Source organism: bacterium SCSIO 12827 (assembly GCA_024397995.1).
GTDB lineage: Bacteria > Pseudomonadota > Alphaproteobacteria > Rhodospirillales > Casp-alpha2 > UBA1479.
Map to the genome: position 1 here is coordinate 2,368,565 of CP073746.1, position 24,664 is coordinate 2,393,228.

Genomic DNA, 24,664 nt, shown 5'->3' on the forward strand with positions numbered 1-24,664 from the left:
CGGCATGGACCCCATCAGCCTGATGATCGTGATCAGCATCGGCAACGTGGTCGCCTGGCTTGCGGCGATCTACACCAAGAACGGCACCCGCGCCCTGTTACGGAACGTCATCACCTGCTCGGCCGGCGCCATTGCGGTCAGCTATCTGGCGTCGTTCCTGATCCCCGACTTCCAGGCGGTCTGGCTGATCCTCAGCGCCTTCGCGGGGGCCGTCGGGGTGCTGTTCATCCGGCGGCGGCCATCTCCGTCGCCCTAGGCGAGCGGGGCCGGAACGGGAATTCCGTATTTTTCCAACAAGGGCCGCATGCGGTCCATGATTTCAGGATGTAGGACGACACCCGCCTTACTCTGTTCCGCGTACACCGCTGCCGCCCGGTCGCCGGGAACCCGCACCGGCTTGGCCGGATCGCAGGGCACCGCACCTCGACACAGGTCGGCCAGCACGCCGGTTTCCCGGGTGAAGGCATCCGCACCTGCGAAGCCTCTGGGGTCGATCAGTTGCAGGTAGACCGCGTTTCCGGCGGGCGGCTTGTCCGAGGAGCGACCGAGCCCGGCCAGGCCCGAGGTCAGGGCCTCGACCAACAATCCCATCGCAAAGCCCTTGTGTCCGGCTTCATCGCCGCCTGCGGGACGGATCGCCCCCGGCGGATCGGTCTTGAGAACCGCCGGATCGTCGCTCGACCTGCCGTCGGCGGCGACCAGGGCCGGGAACGGCAGGTTTTCACCCAGGCGCTGAGCGCGTTCGATCGCGCGGTTGGTGACGGCGGCGGCACTAGTGTCGATCAAAATGGGATGATCCTGGCCCGGCATGCCGACGGCGAAGGGGTTGGTGCCGATCACCGGCGACGCGCCGCCGAAGGGGGCCACGGCCTTAGTCGTCGGGGCCGAGGCCGCGACGACGGCGAAATAACCCTTCAGCGCCGCCCGCCGGGCGTAGGTCGCGAGGCAGGAAATATTCGCTGAATTGCGAATCGCGATCCCGATCATGGGCGTATTCTTGACGCGCTCGAATGCGAGGTCGAGGGCGCGCACCATGACCCACTGCCCGGGAAGCCCCTTGCCGTCGAGCACCAGGGCCGCGCCGTTGTCGATGATGATTTCAGGCTCCCCTTCCGGGGTCGTCTTGCCCCCTTCCATGGCCGCCAGATAGGCAGGCACGAACTGCAAGCCATGGGTGCCGTAACCCAACAAATCGGCCTCAACCAAAATATCGGCGATGGCCTGGGCCACGGGTGCGGCGGCGCCCGCCTTTTCGAACAGCATCTTGGCGGCGAAGATCAGGTCTTGGGCTGCGTAGCAATGGGCCATTGGAAAAACATCTCAAATCGGTTCAATTAATAAAACCGAAGTACAGTCAAACTCGGAGCGATTGACCGTTTCCTTCGGAAGATTCATAAACTTAATGCACCAGAGCAAAATTATTCTCATACAATTCAAAGCCAAAAGCATGGAGATACAGCAATACCCTCGGCCTATACGTGCGCCCCGTTCACCCTCGAAAAAACACTGATAAAATTGTCGCGGAAAAAATCTTCGAACTGGGACGTTGTATCGTGACGAACAACCACCGCAGCACCCGAAATAATAATTATTGAAAATATAAATTTTTAACAACGGCGATAAATTATGAAATTTAATTCACTAGAATTTATATTTATATTCCTACCAATCGTCTGCACTGTATTCTATATTATCTTAAAATTAAGAAATAAAAATGATGCTATAATATTTCTTACAATTTCATCTTTTCTTTTTTATGGGTATTGGAATTTTTATTATATTTTTCTGATTGGCGGCTCGATCATCGTTAATTTTTTCCTTGGTAAATACATTTCAGCCTCCAGCCGTCGGCATTCAAAAACACTTTTGTTGATCATAGGCGTCGGATTCAATCTAGGTCTCCTTGGATATTTCAAGTATGCAAATTTTTTCGTAGAAACCATAAGTGCGCTGATCGGAAATACGTCTCAAATGGAGACGGTGATCTTGCCGCTCGCGATCTCATTTTTCACTTTTCAGCAAATCGCTTATCTCGTTGATGCCAAGAGCGGTGCCATCAGGGAGTCCAGCTTCCTGCACTATTGTCTCTTCGTTACGTTTTTCCCCCAGCTTATAGCCGGACCGATCGTACATCACCGTGAGATGATGCCTCAGTTCGCATCCCTAGACTCGATTCGGCCGTGGACGGAGAACATTACAGTCGGCGCAACTGTCTTTTGCATCGGATTGGCCAAGAAAACACTGATTGCCGACAGTCTTGCCGGTTACGCGGACCCAGTTTTCGCCGCTGCTGATGCAGGCACATCAGTCAGCATGCTCGAAGCCTGGGGCGGCATCCTGGCATATTCTTTTCAGATATATTTCGATTTTTCCGGTTATTCAGATATGGCGATCGGGCTTGGAAAGCTGTTTGGAATCAATCTTCCTTTAAATTTCATGTCACCGTATCGCGCATCCAGCATTACAGATTTTTGGCGTAGATGGCACATCACCCTCAGCCGCTTTCTTAAAAACTATTTATACATCCCGCTAGGCGGAAACCGCTGCGGTGCAACCCGCACGATCATCAGTGTCATGGGGACCATGTTGTTGGGCGGGCTTTGGCACGGGGCCGCCTGGACATTCGTAATTTGGGGAGGAATGCATGGCTGTTTCTTGCTCATCAATCGGTTGTGGCGACACATGCTCCCCGGCCTGAATCCTCATTTAGGTTGGCGTGCCGCAGGCTGGATAATGACATTCTTCTGCGTTTCGATTGCCTGGGTTTTCTTTCGTGCTAAATCCGTTGCCGGCGCTGGATCATTGCTCTCAGCCTTGTTCGGACAACAGGCGGTCATACTTCCCGAGTCCTATCTCCGGTTTTTCCACCCGTTCCAAGGCCTAGCAGAAAAACTGAATGTGCAATGGGGAGTGCTGCCGCTTTACGGCGGCAAAGAACAATTGGCCCTTCTCGCGGTCTCGGCTTTCATTGCGTTCTGCCTTCCGAACACATATCAAATTATGAATGGCTACCTTTCAGTAACGGGCTCCAGGCTGCAGCTTCCTTTCCCAGCCTTTACAGGAGCAATCCGGTGGCAGCCAATGCTCTTCCCCGCCCTACTGTTCGGTGGCGTTGCGGCCTTGGCCGTGTCAGCAATCTCTCGCACCAGCCCTTTTATCTATTTTAATTTCTGAAACACCGCATGCCTGAACACTTCACAAAAGATAATCACAGTGCCTCGTTTGCTCGTTACCTAGCTGGGCTCTGTACTGCGTTCTTCTTCGTTTTATCATCGATTGCCGCAATCAACCTGACAATCGATCCCGCCAATATCTTGCTTGAGAATGAAATTCAGAAAATTGCAGACCAATTGGAACGCGGGAATTACATATCAGGCATTTCAAACCTTAATGAGACGACGCTTCAACTAAACCGAATTGCATTGATCAAGACCCCCCCAGAAACTGTCGTGATGGGGTCCAGCCGAGCCATGGGGATCAGTCGAGCGATCTGGCCTGGAAATTTAAAGAATCACGCGATCAGCGGGGCCGGCATATTCCAGTTCTGTCGCATTATTGAGGCTTATGCCGCGCGTGCAATACTCCCTCGACGTATGATCCTGGTGATCGATCCCTGGTACTTCAACGCAAGCGGACAACGGGCAGAAGATACCAGCCTCGATGAATCCTGCGCTCGATTTGCGCCACCAAACGTACGGTTGGTTTCCCGCCCGAACATAAGGGGGCAGTCGATCAAGGCTCTTGAGTTCATCTCTTTCGGATACCTCAAAGAAAGTATCCGACGACTTCGAACCAACGGCACTGATGCCGTTGCACCTTTCTGGCATCGCCTTGGCGTGAATTCTCTTGCGACCAGAAAACCGCCATTAATCAAAGGCGGCCTGGCTCCAGACGGCTCTCGTATTTATCCGCTCAAGGAAAGGAACATTACCGCGGAAGAATTAAGAGCCGATTCTGAAACCTATGGAAAAGGCGACAATGCTTATAATCTCGGGAGATTTGATGAACTATCTCCTGTATTCGCCAGGACGTTGGAAAACACATTGGATTTTCTGACCGACGCAAATGTGACAGTCATCATCGCTCTCGCGCCTTATCACCCTGTGGCCGCAAGAAACTTAAGAAACAACCCTGCCTATGGGCCGATAATTCAGGAGACCGAATCCTATTTACGGTCGATTGCGTCACATCGCGATATTGAGATTTGGGGGGGATATTTCTCTACGATTTGTGACGAAAATGAATTTTTTGACCCCGTTCATCCACGCCCATCTTGCATGGCGAAGGTCTTCAACACCAACCTCCCATAGATTTGCCCGAAACAATCGTAGATTAGATTTCTGCCAGGGCTTCTGGGCTGGGTTTGATCTCGCCCGCCTCGATGCGTTTGATGGCCACGACGATGCCTTCGTTGGCGGGCACGGTGATGCCGTGAGCCTTAGCCGTCGCCACGACGAAACCGTTGAGGAAATCAATCTCCGTCGGCCGGCCCTTGACCATGTCCTGGGCCATCGACGGGCGCTGTTCGTCCGAGCGCTTGGCCCGCCCATCCAGCAGCGACTTGTCGCAGGCCGCCATGGCCGTCGCATCCCCCTTGCCGGCGGCCAGCACCTGTTCCGGCGCCATGCCGAGAAGCTTTTCGAGCGGATGGCCTTCAGCCATCGCCACCTCGATCGCTTCCGCGCCGATGCGGATACCGAGACGGCGAATATGATCGTCCGTGTCGCAGGCGTTGGACGCCATGCCGGACGCGGCGGAAATGGGATTGCGCATACAGTTGACGATCAGCTTGGACCAGCGCTCACCCATCAGCGTCGTCGTCACCTTGGAACTGTCGACGCTGGACAGGATTTCGGCAATCCGCTCGACTCGTGGCGTGACACTACCGTCCAGTTCACCGGCGCGGAACACGACGTGCTCCTTGCCTCCCAGTTTCACATTGCGGCGCACGGCCCCCGGCTCCCACATGGAGACGGAGATCGAGGACGCGATGCAGCCGACGGTACGGTCCCGGCCAATAACCCCGGCGATGGTGCCTTCGTTGATGCCGTTCTGCAGGGACACCATGAAGCCGCCTTCGGCGAGATAAGGCTGCATGCGCTTGGCGGCGGCCTCCGTGTCGAATGACTTCACGCAGATGAAAATCACATCGAACGGGCCGATATCGCCCGGCGGCGGCAGATCGCGGTCGAGCACGGCGTTGCAGGTAACGGTGAAGTTTTCCGGCTCCGTCAGGCCCGACAGCTTCAGCCCCGGATCGCGCATCAGTTTGACGTGCTCTTCCCAGGGGTCGATCAGGGTGACGTCCCGCCCGTCGCGGGTCATGTAGCCGCCCACGTAAGCACCAACCGCGCCGGCCCCGTAGACCGCAATGCGTTCCGTTCCCGCCATGACGCCCCCCCTATTCCTTGTCGAGGGCGGCGAGCACGGCCTTGCCGAAACCCTCCGTCGAGTTCTTGCCGCCCAGGTCGGGCGTATGGCTGGCGGGATCGTTGAGCGCCAGTTCTACGGCCTTGAACATGGAGGCTGAGGCCTGCGCCAGATCGTTGCGGGATGTGCGCCGGCCCAATTCCTCCAGCAGCATGGCCGTGGACAGCATCAGCGCCGTCGGATTGGCGACGCCCTTACCCGCGAGGTCGGGGGCCGAGCCGTGCTGCGCCTGGGCGAACACATGGCCCTTGCCGGCGTTGATGGACCCGGCGAGGCCAAGGCTGCCCGACAGTTCCGAGCACAGGTCCGACAGGATGTCGCCGAAGGCGTTGGTGGTGACGATGACGTCGAAATCCTGCGGCCGCTTGACCAGATGGGCGGTCGCGGCATCGATGATCAACTCCTCGACCTCGACGCTGGGATAATCCTTGGCCACCTCCATCACGGTCTTGAGAAACAGGCCGTCGGTCACCCGCAGCACGTTAGCCTTGTGCACGGCGGTCACCTTCTTGCGCCGTTCCATGGCCATTTCGAAAGCCTGCTTGGCAATGCGCTCACAGCCCTGACGGGTGATCTTGCGCACGCTCAGCGCCACGTCCTCGGTCGGCATGAATTCGCCGGAGCCCATGAACATATTGCGGTCGGCGTAGAGACCTTCCGTGTTCTCGCGCACGATGACCAAATCCATCTGCTTGATCACCGAGGGCACGCCCGGCCGGGTCCGTGCCGGGCGGATGTTGGCGAACAGGTCAAACACCTTGCGGAAGGATTTGGACGGGTTGACGCCGCCTTCGGCCTCCGACGGATATTCGAATGACGACACCGGCCCCAGGATGACGCCGTCGGCGGCGTCGCAGGCGTCATAGACGGCCTGGGGGATGGTCTTCCCCTCGGCCTTCAAGGCCCGCATGCCAGAGACCATGGGCACCAGTTCGATGTTTAGGCCGAACCGTTCGTCGAGTTTCTGCAACACTGGCAGGGTCGCGGCCATGATTTCCGGCCCGATGCCGTCGTTTTCCAGAACGATGAATTTCATGCGTGGTGTTTCCTTCGTGTTTTCTTATGCCCGGCGTTTTACGCCTGAGGGAATTTTTTGAACCGGGTTGTGCCGTCGCGGTCCAATTGATTGACCAGATTGATCTCCCAGCTCAGGTACTGCTTCATGGCCCCTTCCTGGGCATCGTCCATGTCATAGGGGCGGTACCAGACGTCGTTGGTTTCGTCGGCCATGTTGGTGAAGCCGGTCTGCATTTCCTTGCGGGCCGCTTTCCAAGCCTCCGTGCCGTCGACAAGCACGGCGACATGCCGCCCCATGGCCCGCAGTTCGGGTGCCGCCAGTTGCGCCAGCACGCCGTCGGGCGAGGTCAGGACGGTGTAGCGGGCATCGGGGATCTTCTTGATGCTGTCCTTCAAACGCGCGCGCACGGCAAACCAAGCATCCGGGATGTGCCCGTCGCGATAGGTCAGGCTATCGGCCAAATCGATGATGACGCAGACCTTGTCGGCGATCATGCGTACCAGCCCTTCCACCGTCACCGTTTCGGCGGCGGCGGCGTCAAGGCCATAGGTTTTCGGCTTATGCGCACCGCGCACCAAAGGCTGCCCGTCGAGGGCATTCTCCAGCACGTAGACCTCGGGCCAGCCCATCTGAACCAACCAGCTTGCCGTCATGGTCGCGCGCACACCGTCGTCGTCGACCAGGACGATGCGGCTCCCCAGCACCGCGACGTAGCGATCCCAAGCCTGAACCAACTGCCCGCCGGGCGCATGACGGCTGCCTTCCAGATGCCCGCCGGTGAATTCTTCCGGATTGCGGACGTCGAGAACGTAGGTCGTGCGGCCTTTCTCGGCCCGCCAGGCGGCAAGTTGATCGTGATCGCAGGTCGGCACGCCGAACCGCTTGGCGACGCGTTCGCGCACGGCCTTGGCCTTGGCCTTGCCTTCATCGGAAAGGTCGGGGAACCGGCGGTCGTTGCCGTATTCCAATTGAAAGCCCGCCAGATGCCAGCCCATGGTGCCGTTTTCCAGCGCCACAACCTTGTTGGGAATGCCGGCGTTGATTAGCGACTGCGCGCCGATGATGGAACGCGTGCGTCCGGCGCAGTTGACGACCACGGTGGTGTTGGGATCGGGCGCCAGATCGTGGACCCGATAGGCCAACTCCGCCCCCGGACAGTCAATGCCCATGGGGATGTTCATCTTGTGATATTCGGACATTGGGCGGGAATCGAGAACCACCATGTTCTCGCCCCGATCCATCATGGCCTTCACTTCCTCGGGCGGGATTCGCGGCGTGTCATAGGTATGTTCGACGAATTCACCGAATGCCTTGGACGGCACGTTGACGCCGGAGAACACTTCGAACCCGGCCTTGCGCCAAGCCTCGAGCCCGTCACCGAGGATATTCACGTCCGTATACCCCCAGGCAACCAGGCGTTCCGCCCCCAGGTCGACCAAGTGCTTGTCGGCCTTGCCTTCGGAACACAGCACGATGGGCGTGTCCTTCCTGGGCACGAAATCATCGATCCGGGTTTCCAGATGGCTCAGCGGACAGCTGATGGCGAACAGCAGGTGGCCGTCACCGAACACGCCCCATTCGCGCACATCCAAAATGGCAACTTCGTCGCCGGACAAAATCCGGTCGCGGACGTCTTCGGCTTCCAACAAAGTAACTTCGGTCATTCTTACTTAGCTCGCTTTCTTGAACTTCTTTTTCAGATGCGGCATCAGCCCGCCGTCGGCGACGATCTGCATCAGGTGCGCCGGCACCGTGTCGCATTTGTAGCTTTCGCCCTTGGTCAGGTTGCGGACCTCACCCTTTTCCATGTCGATTTCCAACTGATCGTCCGTCGCGATCTTGTGGGTTTCGGCACAGACCAGGGCAGGCACCGCCAGGTTGAAGCAATTGCGGTAGAAGATGCGCGCGAAGGATTTCGCCAGGATGACGCGGATGCCGCAGGACCGCATGTATTGCGGCGCCCATTCGCGGGATGACCCGATGCCCAGGTTTTCGTCGGCAACGAAGATGTCGCCTTCCTTGCAGTTGGCGGAGAAGGTCGGATCGACGTCCTTCAGACATTCGGTATAGGCCTCTTCCGGCTTTGCACTGGTCAGCGCAGAAATGGGAGCCAGCAGGTCGGTGTCGATATTGGCCCCGAATTTCCAGGCCTTGCCTTTATGTATCATCTTGCAGGTCCTTCTGATCAGAGCATGTCACGGGGATCGGCGATCTGCCCGGCGACGGCCGAGGCCGCCACCGTGTAGGGCGATGCCAGATAGAGCTTCGACGATTTGGGCCCGGCCCGGCCGACGAAGTTGCGGTTGGTCGACGAGATGCCGACGGCATCTTCGGCCAACCGCGCGTCACCCAGCCCGATGCAGCCGCCGCAGCCCGACGGCAGGACGATCGCGCCTGCGTCTTCGAGGATTTTCATGGTGCCTTCGGCGGCGGCGATTTCGCGCATCTTAATGGTCGAGGGCGCGACCAGGAACCGCGTACCGGCGGCGACCTTTTTGCCCTTCAGGACCTCGGCCGCCATGCGCAGGTCTTCCAGCTTGGCGCCCGTGCAAGCGCCCAGATAGGCCTGGTCCAGCTTCACGTTCCGGTAGTTGTCGACGTCGTCGGCGTTTTCCGGGCTGGAGGGGGCCGCGACCTGCGGCGCCAAGGTGCTGCCGTCGACGGTGATGCGCTTGGCATAGACGGCATCGGCGTCGGATTGCCAGTCATCCGCATTCACGCTGCTCACACCCCAGGCCTTAAGCAGTTCCACGGTCTTGGCATCGGGGGCGATGATGCCGGTCTTGGCGCCGATCTCGGCCGCCATGTTGGTCAGGGTCATGCGGTCCTGGGCGGACATGGCGGCAACACCGTCACCGCAGAATTCCACGACCTGATAGCCGAAGCCCATGATGCCGTGATCGCCGCAGATTTTCAGGATCACGTCCTTGGCGACAACACCCGGCTTCAACGCTCCGGTCACTTCCATGCGCACGTTTTCCGGCACGCGGACCCAGATGTCGCCCGTCGCCATGACGCCGGTGATCTCGGTCGCCCCGACGCCGACCATGAAGGCCCCGAAGGCGCCGGCGGTGGTTGAGTGGCTGTCGGCGCCGACGCAGAACATGCCCGGACGGATATGGCCTTCCTGGGGCAGAACGATGTGGCAGATGCCCTGGTTGCGGATGAAGTGCTTGACCTTGTGGGCTTCGCACCAGGCATCGCAGATGTCCTGGACATTCTTGCTTTCCGGCGTATCCAGGTTGACGTAGTGGTCGGCGATCACCACCAACTTGTCCATGTCCCAGACAGGCACGCCCAACTCATCCAGCTTTTTCCCGGATGTACGCGGTCCCGACGAATCATGGACCATGGCCAGATCGACATTGCAGGTCACAATATCGCCAGGCTTTACCGTTTCCTTGCCCGAGGCGCGGGCGAGGATCTTTTCACTAATCGTTTGGCCCAAGGTGGCATCCTCCCAATGGCATTTTTATTAAAAGCAATGCCCCCCTTCTGCCGCTAGATTACCCTTCCTTTGCGCAGTTGGGCGAGCCGATTCTGATCATAACCCAGGTCGGAGAGGATTTTTTCCGTATCTTCGCCCAGTGGCGAGGCCGGGCGGGCCGGCGTCGGAGTGGCCGAGCGCACGGGCGTGTCGATCATTCGAATCGGGCCGTGGCCCTCCAGTTCCAGTTCCTGAACGATGCCCTGTTCGGCGACGAAAGGATTGTCCAGCGCCTGCGCCAGGTCGTAGACCGGCGCCGACGGCACGACACCGGAAAACGCCTCCAGCCAATCCGCCGTGGTGCGCTCGCTCAACCGTTCGTCCAGCAGTTCCTGAACCAATTCTCGATTGGCGAGGCGTTCCTTGAAGGTTTTGAACCGGGGGTCTGAACCCCAGTCCGGCTCGCCAATCGCCTTGCATAGGGCCGGCCAGAACTTTTCCTTGTTGCACATGATGTAGATCCAGCCGTCCTGCGTCCGGTACAGCTGACAAGGCACCAACGACGCATGGCCCGAACGCGCCGTGCGGCCCTGCACATGGCCCGAATTCAAATACCAGGTGGACGTATAGACGTTCAGCATATGCGCCATGTGGAACAGGGACGTATCCAGGTCCTGGCCCTGGCCCGTGGCGCGCGCGTTGACGATCCCGGACGAGACGGCAAAGGCGAGTGCGAGCCCCGTTGCCAGATCGACCACCGACAAGCCCATGCGGGTCGGCGGGCTGCCCGGCTCGCCGGTGACGGAGAAATGGCCCGCTTCCGCCTGCATCAGGAAATCGAAGCCCGGCCAAGCTGCCCGCGACCCTGTGCGCCCATAGGCCGACAGATGGGCGCAGACGATCTTGGGATTGGCCGCCTTCAGATGTTCATAGGTAATGCCCAGCCGTTCCGCCACATCGCCCCGCGAATTGCTGGCCACCGCATCGGCGGTCTTCACCAAGTCCAGGAATACGGCCTTACCCTCGGGTTTCTTAAGGTCGAGGCTGAGGCTCTTCTTGTTGCGGTTGAAGGAATGAAAGAACTGGCTTTCGCCGTTCTCGAAAAAATGCGGCCCCAAGGCGCGAGCATAATCCCCTTCACCGGGAGCCTCGATCTTAATGACCTCGGCGCCCTGGTCGGCCAGGAACTGCGTGCCGAAGGGACCGGCGCCGTACTGTTCGACGGCGAGGATGCGCACGCCTTCGAGCGGCAGGCCGCTCATCCCTGGGCCCGTTCCGTCAACTGCCGGGCAATGATGATGCGCTGCAGTTCGTTGGTGCCTTCGCCGATGCACAGCAAAGGCGCATCGCGGAAATAGCGTTCCACGTTGTATTCCTTGGAATAGCCGTAGGCACCGTGGATGCGCATAGCCTCGATGGCGTTTTCCAGCGCCGCTTCGGTGGCGAACAGCTTGGCCATGCCGGCTTCCATATCGCAGCGCAGTCCCTTGTCATAGGCGCGGGCGGCGCTTTCCACCAGCAGGCGCGCGGCCTCGACCCTGGTCGCCATGTCCGCCAGCTTGATCTGAATCGACTGATGTTCGGCGATGGGCTTGCCGAAGGTCTTGCGGTCCAGGGCATAGGCCACGGCATCGGTCAACGCCGCCCGGGCGACGCCGACGCCGCGCGCGGCGACGTTGATGCGGCCCAGTTCCAGTCCGCCCAGAATCTGCTGCAGGCCCCTGCCCTCGTCCGGGCCGATCAGGTTGGTCAGCGGCACGCGGGTGTTGTCGAACACGACCTCGCCCGTGTCGATGCCCTTGTAACCGAGCTTATGCAGTTTTGACGTTTTGTAACCGGCGTCCTTCTCGACCAAAATCAGGCTCATGCCCTTGTGCTTGGGCTCCGTCTCCGGATCGGTCTTGGCCAGAACGGCCAGGAAGTTGCCCTGGATACAGTTCGTGATCCACATCTTGTTGCCGTTGAGGACGTATTCGTTGCCGTCCTTCTTCGCCGTCGTGCGCACGGCCTGCAGGTCAGTGCCGCAATCGGGTTCGGTTAACGCGATGCCGCCCCGCATTTCGCCCGACGCCATCTTGGGCAGCCAGTATCGCTTCTGGTCCTCCGTCCCGAAGCGTTCGACCGCCGCCGCGGCGATCAGGTGCGAATTGAAGATGCCCGACACGGACATCCAACACGACGCCACCTTCTCAACGATCTTGGAATAGGTCGAGGCCGACAGGCCCAGGCCGCCGTATTCCTCGCCGATGGTGGCTCCCATCAGGCCCAGTTCGGCCAGCTTGTCGGCGATCTCGCGGGGGTATTCGTCCGCCGCTTCCAGCTTGTGGGCGTGGGGTCGCACGTCCTGTTCGATGAACTTGTCGACGGAATCGAGGATAAGGCGTTCTTCCTCGCTCAGGTCCTGGGCAGATGCCGCGTCGGGGGCCATGGTCATCACTTCCTACTAGTAGTTTGCTTTGTCGTCGACCGCGTGGCCGCGCTTGGGAATGAGCATGGTGCGCTCGTAGCTCATGACGACCGAACCGTCCTGCTTGGTCGCCGTTGTGCGGATGGTGACGATGCCCTGGGTCGGACGCGACTTGCTTTCGCGGATCGCCAGCACCTCGCTTTCCGCATAAAGCGTATCACCGACGAACACCGGGTTCGGCATCTTGATGTCGTTCCAGCCCAGATTGCCGATCGCTTTCTGGCTGACGTCGGACACGCTCATTCCGGCGACGATCGACAGGGTCAGGCAGGAATTCACCAACGGTTTTCCGAATTCGCTCTTGGCGGCGTATTCCTTGTCGAAGTGCAGCGGGTGCTGGTTCATGGTCAGCAAGGTGAACCAGGTGTTGTCGCTTTCCGTGATGCTGCGGCCGGGGCGGTGTTCGTACACATCGCCAATCTTGAAGTCCTCAAGATAGCGGCCATAGGACTCGCGATATCGGTTGGGTCCGACCTGTTTTGCTTCAGCAACCATTTAGTGCTCCAGTTATTTTTATTTCGACAAACGAATGTAAGGGTCGCCGAAAAATACGTGTAAAATCCAAATCCACCATTTTGAGGTTCTGGAAATGCCTAGCGTGCTTGATTTTATTACCGAGGAACAACTTAGCGAAGCGCCCGACGACCCTGCACTTGCCTTCACACAACTTGTTGGCCACGCGCAAAAGCGATTGGACGACCATCTTAATGCAGCAGATGAAATGCAAAGTGGGGGCATGTACAAAGAGGCTCAATACGGCTTCATGAACGTCATTATCGCGCTTGCAAAAGCGTATAAAATCAATCCGTTCGCAACTATGGACGTTCCAAGACACCAACACTTTCAGGATCGAGATTATGACCAATTCAAAGCCGATCTTGACCACTACATAACGCAGCTTTTGGTAGCCAATTCGATTAAAGCAAAAAGCGACTCGGTTAAGCTGCCCCCAAAAGCCAAGGATACAATTAGAAGTTACGTTCATGGTCTAAAACAGGCGATCGATAATTCAGAGTTCTCTGATGCAAAACGAGAAAAATTACATGACAAGTTGAGAGAGTTTGAAGATGCCTTAGATAAGAACAGGCTATCATTTCTCGCAGTCACTAAACTTACATTTGTCATTTTGGCAGTTCCAGGAAGCCTTTGGGCTTCATACGATGTCGTTAGCAAACTGACGCACAACATTCTCCAAGTCGTTGGAGAAGCGAAAGCTGTTGAAGATGAAGACAGAAAGCTGCCTGACAATCGGCCAATGCCAATTCTGCTGCCTCCCCGAAAAGAAGAAGAAAAGCCAAAAAACCAGGGCTTAGATGACGAAATCCCCTTCTAGTTGCTTCCACCTTTAGGCGTCTCCGTGACTGAGGGCGAGGACCGAACGCAGGCTGTTCGCTTCCTCCAGGTTTAACAGGGCGCATGAGAACCGTTCCATGCCCGCCTCGGACAGATAGGGCGCGCAAAGGCCATCGAACTTGGCACGGAATTCCGCTTGGTTCATGAAGTTGGCGGGTTCGCCCTTGGGGATCTCGACGAAGCGCTCATATACCTCGCCGGACTTCATGCGGATCGTCGCCTTGCCCGCCATGTTGTCGGGAAAAGCCGCTTCGGCATCGGGATCGACGACCGTGGAGACGCGCTTGGCCAGGGCCAGGGTGTCCGCATCGTTGAGGTGTGTCTTGTAGTCATCCCACACCATATTGCCCGTGCGCAGCACCACGGCGGCGCAGAACGGCATGGAGAACTGGCCGTCGACGATGGATTTCGGGTTCTGCTTTTCCGCATCCGAATTGCCGACGATCTTCCAGCCCGTTTCCGGCACGCCGATGGTCGCACTGTCCACGTTGTCGGCGGTAATCCCGTGTTCGCCGGCCAGCTGGCGGATGGCGTCCATGGCCGCATGGGTATAACGGCAGCTGGGATAGGGTTTCACGCCGAGCGCCATGGTTTCCCAATAATCGCCCAGGTTCGCCGCCGCCTTGTCCAGGTCGGCCTTGGGCGACAGGGAATGCAGGAAGCCCCATTTGCCTTCGATGGCTTCCTTCGGGCCCTTGAAGCCTTCTGCCGCCATGGTGGCGCAGGTCAGACCGTTCTGCGCCGCCTGCCCAACGTGGGAGCGCTTGGTCCAGGCGCCATCGGCCAGGAACTGCATGGAACCCGCCGCTTGGCTGAGCGCGATGCCGAGGGCGCTTTCGATGCCGTCGGCATCAAGGCCCAGAATTTTGCCCGCCGCCGCCGCCGCCGCCATGACACCAGTGGTCGCCGTTGGGTGATAACCGCGATCGTAATGGGCGGTCGGCACCAGCGCCTTGGCCAGGCGGATCTGAATTTCATAGCCGACGACACAGGCGGTAATGACATCCTTGCCGGACGCATCGGTCATTTCCGCCGCCGCCAGAACCGCCGGCACGATGGGGGCCGAGGAATGCAGCGAGGCTTCCGCATGGGTGTCGTCAAAATCCAGAGAATGCGCCAGCGAGCCGTTGACCAGGGCCGCCGCCATGGGCGTGTAACCGCGCCCATCGCCGAGCACCGAACAATTGCCCGCGACCTGGCCCAGGCGTTCGACCGCGCTGACCAGGCTTGCCGTGCTTTCCGCGTCGTGTCGCGCACGCACCATGATCCCGGCGATGTCGAGGATCAGAAGCTTGGTGCGGGCCGCAATTCCGGCCGGCAGCTTGTCGTAGGTCAGGCCGGCCGCGAATTCAGCCAATTGGCGGGTAGTGCCCGTCATCGTTCGGTTTCCTCCATGCGTTAATACCGCGCCTGTTTTCGGCGCGGTTGCCATTTCGAAGGGCGACTACACCACAAGATTTGTGATAGGGCTAATAGCAATATATGCATTATTAATCTGGATAAGAGATCAATCGTCATGCTGCCCATGACCCTGAAACAGCTGGAGATTTTCGTCGCCGTGGCAGAGCAGAACGGCTTTCGCCGGGCGTCGGAACGCCTCAACCTGAGCCAGTCCGCCGTAACGGCCCATATCAAGCTGCTGGAATCCCATCTGGGTGTGCCGCTGTTCCACCGCACCACGCGGTCCGTCCGCATGACCGAAGCCGGGGAAAACCTGTACCGCCGCGCGGGCCGCGTGCTTGAAGGGCTGGAGGACATCGTCCGCATCTTTCACGACGAGGCCGCCATGGGCCGGGGCCGCGTGTTGCTGACCTCCGCGCCCAGCTTCGCCGCGACACGCCTGCCCGCGATCCTGGCCCGCTTCCGCGACCGCAATCCCAACATCACGGTCCACGTACGAGAGGCCTATGCCACGGATATGCTGGACATCCTACGCCGGGGCGACGCCGATTTCGCCATCGGGCCCGTGGAAAAAGTGCCCAGGGAATTCGAATTTCGCCAATTTCTGGCCGACGGCTATTGCGCCGTCGTCACCGCGAGCCACCCGCTTGCCGGGCAGACGGACATTCCCCTGGGAGCCCTCACGGACGAAACGATTCTGGCCCTGCCGTTGCCGTCACGCACCCGCATCCAGGTCGAAAGCGCATTCCAGTCCGTCGGCATGACCCTGGTGCCGCATTTCGAAATGCTGCATCACCAGACCCTGATCTCCATGGCGGAACAGGGTCTGGGCGTGGCGATCCTGCCGGAAACGGCCGTGCCGCCTGCCAAGGACGGATCCTATTGGGCTGCCCGCATCAAGCACCCGCAACTAACCCGGCGCATCGGCATCATCACCCTGCGCGGCCAGACCCTGGCGCCGGGGGCCAGCGAGCTTGCCAATCTTATTTCTGGAGGTAACGCTTGAGATCACTAAACAACTAGACACACAAATGTTAGATTAAGTTAGCGCCCAGCTTTTGTTATGCGCGACAGGGTTTTTCGCGTATGGCGATCCATTTCAGCCTTATTCCTAGTAACCAAACAATCTTCTTTGCTTGTTCTCTTACTTTTTCCGGCGCGCCCTTTTTTAACTGTGAACCGGTGCAGACCTGAAGAGGATGTGGTTTTTCGAACGACAAACTCCATGTCGCCCGCTAGGCCGTTCCACCTTGTTCCCTCGCTGATAGGTTTCTCAATCCACTCACAAGAAACTTCTACGGCTTCTAATGCATGACGCAATTCTGCCGCCGATTGGAATCGATTTAGTGGGTCAATATTTATTGCTTTATTGATTATCTTTTTAACTTGAGTAGGAAGGCAATCCCTCCAACGGTTTCTGTTGGGAAATTTACCATCTAGGATTAAATCCTCTACATCTTCACCCTTTTTCAAAACAGGCAGGTAGGCGTCCCCATTAACGAGACGATATAAAGTGATTCCAACCGCATAAATATCAGTGGCGATGCTGGTTTCTTCCTTCAAAATAATTTCAGGTGCTAGGTGCGCGATATATCCATAACCGGACGCCGTGCCAACTTCTGATACCCTTGTGGCCAATCCAAAATCTGATAATTTGGCGCTCCCGTTGGCGGGGAGAAGAATATTGGCGGGTTTAATGTCTCTGTGGATGTACCCCATGTCGTGTGCGTGTTCTACACCACGACATGCATCACAAATGATGCGAATTGCTTCCCGCAAGGGCACCACACCGCCTTTGAATTGGTCTTCCAAACTCCCTTCGGAGATGTACTCCATCGCGACATATATTCCGCCATCCCTGGTTGGGCCCGCGTCTTCAACTGCCACAATGTTCGGATGCTGCAGAGCCTTCAATGTTTGTGGCTCGGAATAAAAATTCGTCGGGTCTTTAATTTTATCAGACCGAATGAATTTTACCGCCCTTTCAGCTCCAAGGGCGCGATCAATAGCCAACCAGACCTCGCCAAATGCACCGGAACCAAGTCGGTGTTGTTGATCATAATCTGGCATCCTGGACGCCAATCCTCCTCAGTCTGGTAGAGAACAATACGCGACAAGAGCGGCTTCTTTAAAATTTGGCTTGTTCATCGCCTCAAGACCATTCCCAGATAACACTGGTTCTAGCTGATCGACTTTGCCCTTAAGCCCCAGGCTGCTGAGAAGTTGCCTTTTCACCTTGCGATCAAGATTCTTTCCAATCGCAAAGGAGTGAAATGCTTCTTGCATGACCCCCTCAAATTCGGATCGTCCTAAATCTTTTCTTTGCGCTGCTGGTTCCGCTGCTTTGAAAACAACGGCTTGAAATTTATGCTTGTTTACTAGCCCCCTAATTTCCTCTCGGAGCCAAGCCAACTCCTCAGGTCTTGTATAGTTTTTGGGCGCAGAACAATGTCCGAAATCAATAACTTCAGGGCCAGATTTTGTGCCCTCTAACAACACATAACAATAACGGTCACCCCAGCATCTAAACCCCAAAATTGCCACTGCCGCCTCCCCAAATTAAGCTGAACTGAACACTTGCGGGAAGTTTACCGCGTCTAGGGACATTGGGATTTTAAAAATAAACCCTGTTAAAAGTTTTTCAACCGATACCGTAGGCCTCGGCCCATTTCAGCGACGCCTTGGTCGCCCCTGGCTTGGCCTTGTTATGGGGGGCGTATTCGCAGCCGAGCCAGCCCTTGAATCCCAGGCGATCGCACAGGTCGAACACGAAGGGGAAGTGGATTTCCCCCTCGTCCGGCGGGGTGCGGCCCGGGTTGCCCGCGATCTGCACATGCAGGATCGACGGCAGGTGAGCCTCGAAGGTCCGCGCCAGGTCGCCTTCCATGATCTGGGCATTGTGGAAATCGTACTGGATACCGATGTTGGGAGAGCCCGCCGCCTTGACGGCGTCGACCACGCGCTGGGCCTCCTTGGTCGTCTGCACCAGATAGCCCGGGCGCGCGACCGTGTTGATCGGCTCGATCAGGGCGGTCAGACCGGCGTCGGCCAACACGGGACAGGCCCATTTCAGGTTGTCGATGAACACCTTGAATCCCGCCTCGCGGTCCCAGTTATCCATCTGCCAGCCCGCCAGCACGTGCAGATAGCGGGTGCCCAGCACCTTGGCGTAGTCAATGGCCTTGCCGATGGTGTCCTGGAATTCACCCTTGCGGCCTTTCAGCCCGGCGATCCCGTATTCGCCTTCGTGCTTTCCGGGCGGCGAATTGAACATCAGGAACTCGATCCCCGCCGCCTTGCAGGCGTCGGCCATCGCATTGGCGTCGTGGCCGTAGAGCAGCGGGCATTCCACGGCGGTGAAGCCCAGGTCGCGAACCAGTTGGAAGCGATCCAGCATGGGCACTTCCTGGGCCATCCAACCGATATTGGCGGCGAAACGGGGCATGCCTGCCCTCCCAAACCTGGGCGCACCCGGGCGCGCCGATTTTAGACGTTACAGCGCGTCGTTGTCCTGTTCGCCGGTGCGGATGCGCACGGCGCTTTCCAGATCATAAACAAAAACCTTCCCGTCGCCGATCTTGCCGGTGTTGGCGGCCCCTTTGATGGCCTCGACCACCTCGGCCGCCTTGTCGTCGGTCACCGCGATCTCAATCTTCACCTTGGGTAGGAAATGGACCTGGTATTCAGCCCCGCGGTAGATTTCCGTCTGTCCGCGCTGCCGGCCATATCCCTTCACTTCCGAGACGGTCATCCCCTCGACACCGGTCGTGGCCAACGCCTCGCGAACGGCGTCCAGCTTGTGCGGTTTGATCACCGCCATGACGAACTTCATGTTGCCTCTCCTAATGTCCTTGTATTTGCCGTTGTTCGCGGCTTGCGGGCAGAGCACCGCTGCTCCGCCCTTTATAGCACGTCAGTCGAGCCTGTACGCGGTCTCACCGTGGTTGGTGATGTCCAGGCCTTCCAGTTCATCATCCTCGCGAACGCGGATGCCATTGGTCAGCCCGGCCGTGATCTTAACCAGAATGAAGGTGGCAAGGGCCGACCACGCCACGGTGACCACCAATCCCAACGTCTGCACGCCGAGCGCGTCAAACATGGTCTTGCCTTCGGGCAGGCCCAGGCCGCCGAACATGGGCGCGCATAAGAACGCGACCAGGATGGTGCCGAGCGAGCCGCCGACGCCGTGGACGGCGAACACGTCCAAGGAATCATCCAGCTTCCAGGCGGTCTTCACGATCTGCACCATCTTGAAGCAGACAAGCCCGGCGGCGACGCCGATGATCAGGGCGCCAATGGGGCCGACAAAGCCCGACGCCGGGGTGATCGTGGCCAAACCCGCGATGGTGCCGGTAACAAGGCCGACCAGGGACGGCTTGCCGTACTTCTTCCATTCAATCAGCATCCACACCAGCGACGCCGTGGCGGCGGCGATATGGGTGACCGTCAGCGCCATTCCGGCCGACCCGTTGGCCGCCAGGGCGGAACCGCCGTTGAAACCGAACCAGCCGACCCACAGCATGCAGGCCCCCATGGCGACCATGCCCGGGTTGTGCGGCGGCGCGACGTCGTTCGGGAATCCGTGCCTGGCCCCCAGAGCCTTAACGATAACCAGCGATGAAATACCCGCCGTGGCGTGCACGACCAAGCCACCGGCGAAATCCATGACGCCCATCTGCGCAAGCCAGCCGCCGCCCCAGACCCAATGGGTCACTGGGGCGTAGACGACGATCAGCCACAGCGACGACAGGATCAGCACGGCGGAGAACTTGATGCGCTCTACATAGGCGCCGACCATGAGCGCCGGCGTGATGATCGCGAAGGTCATCTGGAACGAGAAGAACACGTTTTCGGGGATCGTACCCGACAATGCTTCCGTACCGACGCCGGCCAGGAACATGCGGGATAGACCACCGATCAGGTCGTTGGCCCCGGCCCCATCCGTGAACGACAGGCTGTAGCCGATGATCAGCCACAACACACTCATCAAACAGGCGATCGCGACGCAATGCATGAGCACGCTCAGCACGTTACGTGACCGCACCAGCCCGCCATAGAACAGAGCCAGCCCCGGCAGGGTCATGAACAGGACCAGGGCGGTTGCCGTGATGATCCAGGCCGTGTCGCCGGAATTAAGCTGATCGGCGGCAAAGGCCGCATCAGGCGTGAAAATTGTCAGAAGAACGGCCGCAAGCGAAAATGCCGGCACGGCCTGCCGGCGCAAGAACTTGAACATGACACTCCCCGTCGTTGGGTTAGGGTTTGCTTCAATGCAATTTTTTACGCGCCTAACCGGACCGGTGTGGTGAACCTGACGGGGCGGGTTGATCCCTCCTCGCGCCGGTCCCCGGCCTCTCGTTCTTAAGACATTGATCGCCCGATAATGCCCGACGGCCTAGACGATGCAAGACCTAATTCCGGCCCCGGTATCATCCCGGTATACGATCAATTCGAGATCGCGGCCGTTTTCCGCAGCAGGCAGATCAGCAAGCCTTGAAGGCCGGCTTTTCCTTGGCCAGAAAGGCGCGCACGCCTTCCTTGTAATCTTCGGAATCACACAGCGCATAGCTTGATTTCAGTTCTTCCGGGCTGATCTGCGTGGACTGCAGCAGGCGGCGCAGGATCTTTTTTGAACCGCGCGCGGCCAAGGGCGCCCCCTGGGCGACACGCCAGGCAACGGTTTCCGCCTCGTCGTCCAACTGGTCCGCCGGCACGACCCGGGTCAACAGGCCCTTGGCATAGGCCTCGTCGGTCTCCAGAATCCGGCCTTCCAACAACAGTTCCATGATCACCGCCGGCGGCACCACGACCAACGCCGCCACCATTTCCGGATAGGCGAAGGCATGGCCCAGGCGATTGATGGGAATGCCGAAACGCGATCCTTCAGCGGCAAGGCGCATATCGCAGCAGCAGGCGATCTCGAACCCACCGCCGGTGCAGGCCCCTCGGATCACCGCGATCGTCGGATGCTTCAGGTTCGAAAACGCATGCAGCGCATCAGCGACGACCTTGCCGTAGGTTTCGGCCTGATCAGCACTCATGCGCTTTTCCGGGAATTCAGAGATATCCGCCCCGGCGGCGAAATGATCGCCCATTCCCGTGACCAGCACGCAGCGCAAATCATCGTCGGCTTCCAGTTCCGCCGCCACCTCGCCCAGCCGCCGCCAGGCGGCCAGGTTCATCGCGTTGCGCTTGTCCGGGTTGTTGATGATCAGGGTCGCGATGGCGCCCTTGCGTTCGAGGCGGATAATGTCGTCGGTCATGGCTTGGTCTTCTTGTGTCTTAGTCTTCGGCGTTCAGGACCCGGACCGGCGAACCGGCCATCCAGGATTTGATGCATTCCACGGCTTCCGGGTACATCACTTCGTAGTTTTCCCGGATCACGTAGCCCGTGTGGCCGGTCAGCACGGCGTTGTCGAGCTTACGCAGGTCGTGGTCGGCAGGCAGTGGTTCGACATCATAAACGTCGATACCGGCGCCTTTGATCTTGTTCGCCTTGAGCGCCGCGATCAGCGCCGCTTCATCGATGATCGGCCCGCGCGAGGTGTTGACGATGTAGGCCGAGGGCTTCATCAGCGCCAACTCATCCGCGCCGACCAGACCCGTGGTCCGTTCCGACAGCAGGACATGGATGGTCACCACATCGGACTGTTTGAACAGCTCTTCCTTGGAAACGCGGGTCGCATTGCATTCGGCCGCACGCGCGTCCGTCAGGTTTTCCGACCAGGCGACGACCTTCATGCCCAACGCGTTGCCAAGTGCGGCCGACTGCGCCCCCAGCTTGCCCAGGCCGATGACGCCGAGCGTCTTGCCGCGCAGACCGACCGGGAAACTTTCCTGCCAACCACCGGCCTTCATGCAACGGTCTTCCTTGGGAATCTCCTTGGTCACGGCGAAGATCAGGGCCCAGGTCTGTTCGAACGCCGGATAGGGCAGGATCGCCGTACCGCAGACGGTGATGCCCATGGACCGCGCCTTTTTCATGTCCCAGGCCAGGTTGCGCATGCCCGTGGTCACCATCATCTTCAGGTCCGGCAGCTTTTCCAGCTGCGACGCCGGGAAGCGGGTGCGCTCGCGCATGCCGACCACGATGTCATACCCAGCCAGCGCCTTGGCGACCCGGTCTTCGTCGGTCTGCAGGAATTCGTTGAAGGACGTGACCTCCACGTCCGGGCCGAGACTGTCCCAGTCGGCAAGCTCCAGGGCCACATTCTGGTAGTCATCCAGGATGGCGATGCGGGTCATGATTTCGTCTCCCTTGGGTTTCTTGATGCCGGCCCTGCCGGATTCGTTAAGGCCAGGATATGGCCCAACCGGGGGCGGGGCGGCAAGTCTTTATAATCACGCGACACCGCGTCAGGTTCACATAAGCTCTGGCATTTATGGTATGTTTGATGCACATATTGCGCCCGGCAAAGGTGCCAAAGACCCATAAAACACCCCACTGGGGCCAGGCCGAGAACATCCATGCGGACCGACACCGAATTTTCCTTCTCCGACATCGTCGCCAAGGCGAACGATGCGGTCGTTGTTACCAAGGCCGCGACGGGAAAATCGACGACGCCAAAAATCATTTACGTAAATGCGGCCTTTTGCCATCTGTCCGGCTATTCGGAACAGGAAGCGATGGGCAAGACGCCCTGGTTCCTGGACGGCCCCGATACGGATGCGGAAGTCCGAGCCAAGGTCGAGGATGCCGTCAAGGCCGGGCGGCACATGCGCACCCGCCTACTGCAATACGCCAAGGACGGCACGACCTATTGGGTCGACGTCAACATCATGCCGCTGTTCGGCAGCAACGGCGAGATCACCCATGTCGCCGCCATCCAGCGCGACGTGACCGAGGACGTAAAGCGGGAAGAAGAGCTTTTGTCCCTTGCAACGACCGACGATCTGACCGGCGCCAAGAACCGCCGCCATTTCATGGAGCGGGCGGAACTTGAAGTCCACCGCCTGCGCCGCCACCGGGTACCGTTTTCCGTGGCCCTGCTGGACCTGGACCACTTCAAGCTGGTCAATGACACCCATGGTCATCAGGCCGGCGACGATGTGCTGAAGGAAGCCGTCCGACGCTGGCAATTGGGCCGCCGTCCGTTCGACACCCTGGGCCGCCTTGGCGGTGAGGAATTCGCCATTCTGCTGCCCGGTGCCGATGCCGAGGCCGCAATGACCGTGGCCGAACGCCTGCGCGCCGTCATCGCCGATACGCCTTTCGACACCATCGCCGGCCCCATCGATGTCACGGTTTCCATCGGCATCGCCGAAGCGGAAGACACGGACCAGACCATCGAAGGCACGCTGGGCCGTGCGGACGCGGCGCTCTACCTGTCCAAGCACGCCGGGCGGAATCGGGTAACCAAGGCGTCGCCGATCCCGATTGCCAAGCGCAAAGCGTCCGGCAAGAAGGGCTGATCGCCCTTCCCGCTTCTTTTCACAGCAAGGTTTTTTGAAATCGGGGCGGCGGTTTAGGCCGCACGTTCGCCCTTCAGGCGCATGGGCGTACGCGGGCCCATGTTGTAGCGGTCGGCAAATTTGGGATCGAGTTTACGCCCCCCCCGCGCGTTGAACCAGATACGCAACAGATTGCGCTTACGCGTGCCGTCGGGCCAATCCTCGAACGCGGCGCGGGAATGCAGCGTCACGTAGTTGTTAAGGATCTGGATGTCTCCCTGCTCGAATGTCATGTCATAGCGGAACCGGTCGCTGACGCAGAGTTCTTGCATGTAATCGAGCGCTTCCCGGGCAAGGTCGGAAATCGGCTCGCCGATGAATTCCTGACCTTCGATGATCGCCTTGCGCAGGTAACGGCAACTCAGCCGCCCGTCGCACCAACTGTAGACCGGCACCTTGTGGCGGGTGACGGGATGGGTTTCCCCGGCCTCGCCCTCGCCCCGCAGGTTGAAGTGAAACCCTTCGTACAGCACCGGCAGGTATTCCGGGCGGGTCATCAGAATTTCATTGTACACCGCCATGCTTGAGGCGATCTGGCTTTCCCCGCCGGACATGGACGGCTGCAGGCAAAGCAGGCTGACCATATCCAGGCCGTCGCAATGGAAATACAATTTCTGACGCGTCTTATAGCCGCGAATCAGCGGATCGTTGTAATCGAGCCCCTTGTCCGTGACCTCGCCGATCACGTCACCGTCCGGGTTGTGGTGCATGGGTTGGCCCATCAGAACAGTCAGCGCCCAGTACATGGCCTCGATCCGGGAGCGGTCATAGCGCTCGACCTCCAGCCCCTTGATCAGCACGCAACCGCGCCCGTTTTCCAATTCCTTGGCCGCCCAATCGGCCAGCGCGTTCAACACCGGGGCGTCGATATCCTCGAGCCCGAATTGCTGTGCCCCTCGGCCCTGGGCCGCCAAGTCGGCGGTTACGCTTTCGAGCGCACTCAGTTCCTCGGTGCTCAGGCGGCGGATCCAGTGGGAATCGCCGGCCAGTTCTGCGGCAGTCCAGGCGGATTTTTCGGTAATGGGGGTCAGGATCGTGTCGGTCATGGCGGTCAACATTTCGTACTAAAGGATGAGCAGGCAAGCCACCGGCGCGGCACACGCCAGGGTCGGATTGT

Annotated in this window: 24 protein-coding genes; 6 read left to right on the forward strand and 18 right to left on the reverse strand. The window is 59.0% G+C overall.

Annotated features, from left to right (window positions below; genetic code table 11):
- The first annotated feature begins 4 nt into the window (after nt 1-4).
- Nucleotides 5-256 carry a hypothetical protein gene (locus KFF05_11130; GenBank protein UTW50509.1) on the forward strand — a complete coding sequence of 84 codons (252 nt, stop codon included), beginning with the start codon at nt 5-7 and terminating at the stop codon, nt 254-256.
- On the opposite strand, the gene KFF05_11135 is transcribed toward KFF05_11130, so the two are convergent.
- Nucleotides 253-1,308 (reverse strand): Ldh family oxidoreductase, encoded by a 1,056-nt coding sequence (locus KFF05_11135; protein ID UTW50510.1) that lies wholly within the window; start codon nt 1,306-1,308, stop codon nt 253-255. The two genes, KFF05_11130 and KFF05_11135, sit on opposite strands and share 4 nt — an antisense overlap.
- A gap of 318 nt (nt 1,309-1,626) precedes the next feature.
- On the opposite strand from KFF05_11135, the gene KFF05_11140 reads away from it, so the two are divergent.
- Nucleotides 1,627-3,174: an MBOAT family protein gene (locus KFF05_11140; protein ID UTW50511.1), complete on the forward strand. Its 1,548-nt coding sequence runs from the start codon at nt 1,627-1,629 to the stop codon at nt 3,172-3,174.
- A gap of 8 nt (nt 3,175-3,182) precedes the next feature.
- The gene (locus tag KFF05_11145) at nt 3,183-4,310 is read left to right on the forward strand and encodes a hypothetical protein (GenBank protein ID UTW50512.1); all 1,128 of its coding nucleotides are present in this window, start codon (nt 3,183-3,185) and stop codon (nt 4,308-4,310) included.
- Nucleotides 4,311-4,332: 22 nt separating this feature from the next.
- Here KFF05_11145 and KFF05_11150 read toward each other — a convergent pair whose 3' ends face one another.
- The 8 genes from KFF05_11150 to KFF05_11185 are packed head-to-tail and all read right to left on the reverse strand — an operon-like array spanning nt 4,333 to nt 12,837.
- Nucleotides 4,333-5,391, reverse strand: a complete 1,059-nt coding sequence (locus tag KFF05_11150) for a 2-dehydropantoate 2-reductase (GenBank protein ID UTW50513.1) — start codon at nt 5,389-5,391, stop codon at nt 4,333-4,335.
- Nucleotides 5,392-5,401: 10 nt separating this feature from the next.
- On the reverse strand, nt 5,402-6,466 hold the full coding sequence (locus tag KFF05_11155; protein ID UTW50514.1) for an isocitrate/isopropylmalate dehydrogenase family protein: 1,065 nt from the start codon (nt 6,464-6,466) through the stop codon (nt 5,402-5,404).
- Nucleotides 6,467-6,504: 38 nt separating this feature from the next.
- Nucleotides 6,505-8,112 carry a thiosulfate sulfurtransferase gene (locus KFF05_11160; protein ID UTW50515.1) on the reverse strand — a complete coding sequence of 536 codons (1,608 nt, stop codon included), beginning with the start codon at nt 8,110-8,112 and terminating at the stop codon, nt 6,505-6,507.
- Between the two features lie 6 nt (nt 8,113-8,118).
- Entirely contained in the window at nt 8,119-8,616 is a 498-nt protein-coding gene (gene leuD, locus KFF05_11165; GenBank protein ID UTW50516.1) for a 3-isopropylmalate dehydratase small subunit, read from the reverse strand.
- Nucleotides 8,617-8,633: 17 nt separating this feature from the next.
- Nucleotides 8,634-9,896, reverse strand: a complete 1,263-nt coding sequence (locus KFF05_11170; protein ID UTW50517.1) for a 3-isopropylmalate dehydratase large subunit — start codon at nt 9,894-9,896, stop codon at nt 8,634-8,636.
- Between the two features lie 53 nt (nt 9,897-9,949).
- The gene (locus KFF05_11175; protein ID UTW50518.1) at nt 9,950-11,137 is read right to left on the reverse strand and encodes a CoA transferase; all 1,188 of its coding nucleotides are present in this window, start codon (nt 11,135-11,137) and stop codon (nt 9,950-9,952) included.
- A complete protein-coding gene (locus tag KFF05_11180; GenBank protein ID UTW53682.1) occupies nt 11,134-12,303 on the reverse strand; it encodes an acyl-CoA dehydrogenase family protein in 1,170 nt (389 codons plus the stop codon). The genes KFF05_11175 and KFF05_11180 overlap by 4 nt, the downstream gene beginning before the upstream one ends.
- 15 nt (nt 12,304-12,318) lie before the next feature.
- Nucleotides 12,319-12,837 carry a MaoC family dehydratase gene (locus KFF05_11185; protein ID UTW50519.1) on the reverse strand — a complete coding sequence of 173 codons (519 nt, stop codon included), beginning with the start codon at nt 12,835-12,837 and terminating at the stop codon, nt 12,319-12,321.
- A 103-nt stretch (nt 12,838-12,940) separates the two neighbouring features.
- Between KFF05_11185 and KFF05_11190 the strand changes: the two genes are divergently transcribed.
- Complete coding sequence (locus KFF05_11190; protein ID UTW50520.1) at nt 12,941-13,675, forward strand: hypothetical protein; 735 nt, start codon at nt 12,941-12,943, stop codon at nt 13,673-13,675.
- 12 nt (nt 13,676-13,687) lie between these two features.
- On the opposite strand, the gene KFF05_11195 is transcribed toward KFF05_11190, so the two are convergent.
- Entirely contained in the window at nt 13,688-15,073 is a 1,386-nt protein-coding gene (locus KFF05_11195; protein UTW50521.1) for an MmgE/PrpD family protein, read from the reverse strand.
- Nucleotides 15,074-15,211: 138 nt separating this feature from the next.
- Between KFF05_11195 and KFF05_11200 the strand changes: the two genes are divergently transcribed.
- Entirely contained in the window at nt 15,212-16,102 is an 891-nt protein-coding gene (locus KFF05_11200) for a LysR family transcriptional regulator (GenBank protein ID UTW50522.1), read from the forward strand.
- 38 nt (nt 16,103-16,140) lie between these two features.
- On the opposite strand, the gene KFF05_11205 is transcribed toward KFF05_11200, so the two are convergent.
- From KFF05_11205 to KFF05_11235, 7 genes are all read right to left on the reverse strand, one after another.
- On the reverse strand, nt 16,141-17,166 hold the full coding sequence (locus KFF05_11205; GenBank protein ID UTW50523.1) for a serine/threonine protein kinase: 1,026 nt from the start codon (nt 17,164-17,166) through the stop codon (nt 16,141-16,143).
- Nucleotides 17,167-17,184: 18 nt separating this feature from the next.
- A complete protein-coding gene (locus KFF05_11210) occupies nt 17,185-17,640 on the reverse strand; it encodes a hypothetical protein (protein UTW50524.1) in 456 nt (151 codons plus the stop codon).
- A gap of 97 nt (nt 17,641-17,737) precedes the next feature.
- A complete protein-coding gene (locus tag KFF05_11215; GenBank protein ID UTW50525.1) occupies nt 17,738-18,541 on the reverse strand; it encodes a TIM barrel protein in 804 nt (267 codons plus the stop codon).
- A gap of 48 nt (nt 18,542-18,589) precedes the next feature.
- Entirely contained in the window at nt 18,590-18,928 is a 339-nt protein-coding gene (locus KFF05_11220; protein ID UTW50526.1) for a P-II family nitrogen regulator, read from the reverse strand.
- A gap of 81 nt (nt 18,929-19,009) precedes the next feature.
- Nucleotides 19,010-20,332 (reverse strand): ammonium transporter, encoded by a 1,323-nt coding sequence (locus KFF05_11225; GenBank protein UTW50527.1) that lies wholly within the window; start codon nt 20,330-20,332, stop codon nt 19,010-19,012.
- 247 nt (nt 20,333-20,579) lie between these two features.
- The gene (locus KFF05_11230) at nt 20,580-21,359 is read right to left on the reverse strand and encodes an enoyl-CoA hydratase/isomerase family protein (GenBank protein UTW50528.1); all 780 of its coding nucleotides are present in this window, start codon (nt 21,357-21,359) and stop codon (nt 20,580-20,582) included.
- Nucleotides 21,360-21,378: 19 nt separating this feature from the next.
- Nucleotides 21,379-22,341 carry a D-2-hydroxyacid dehydrogenase family protein gene (locus KFF05_11235; protein UTW50529.1) on the reverse strand — a complete coding sequence of 321 codons (963 nt, stop codon included), beginning with the start codon at nt 22,339-22,341 and terminating at the stop codon, nt 21,379-21,381.
- Nucleotides 22,342-22,563: 222 nt separating this feature from the next.
- Between KFF05_11235 and KFF05_11240 the strand changes: the two genes are divergently transcribed.
- Nucleotides 22,564-23,508 (forward strand): diguanylate cyclase, encoded by a 945-nt coding sequence (locus KFF05_11240; GenBank protein ID UTW50530.1) that lies wholly within the window; start codon nt 22,564-22,566, stop codon nt 23,506-23,508.
- Nucleotides 23,509-23,561: 53 nt separating this feature from the next.
- Here KFF05_11240 and KFF05_11245 read toward each other — a convergent pair whose 3' ends face one another.
- The gene (locus tag KFF05_11245; GenBank protein ID UTW50531.1) at nt 23,562-24,593 is read right to left on the reverse strand and encodes a TauD/TfdA family dioxygenase; all 1,032 of its coding nucleotides are present in this window, start codon (nt 24,591-24,593) and stop codon (nt 23,562-23,564) included.
- Between the last annotated feature and the right edge of the window lie 71 nt (nt 24,594-24,664).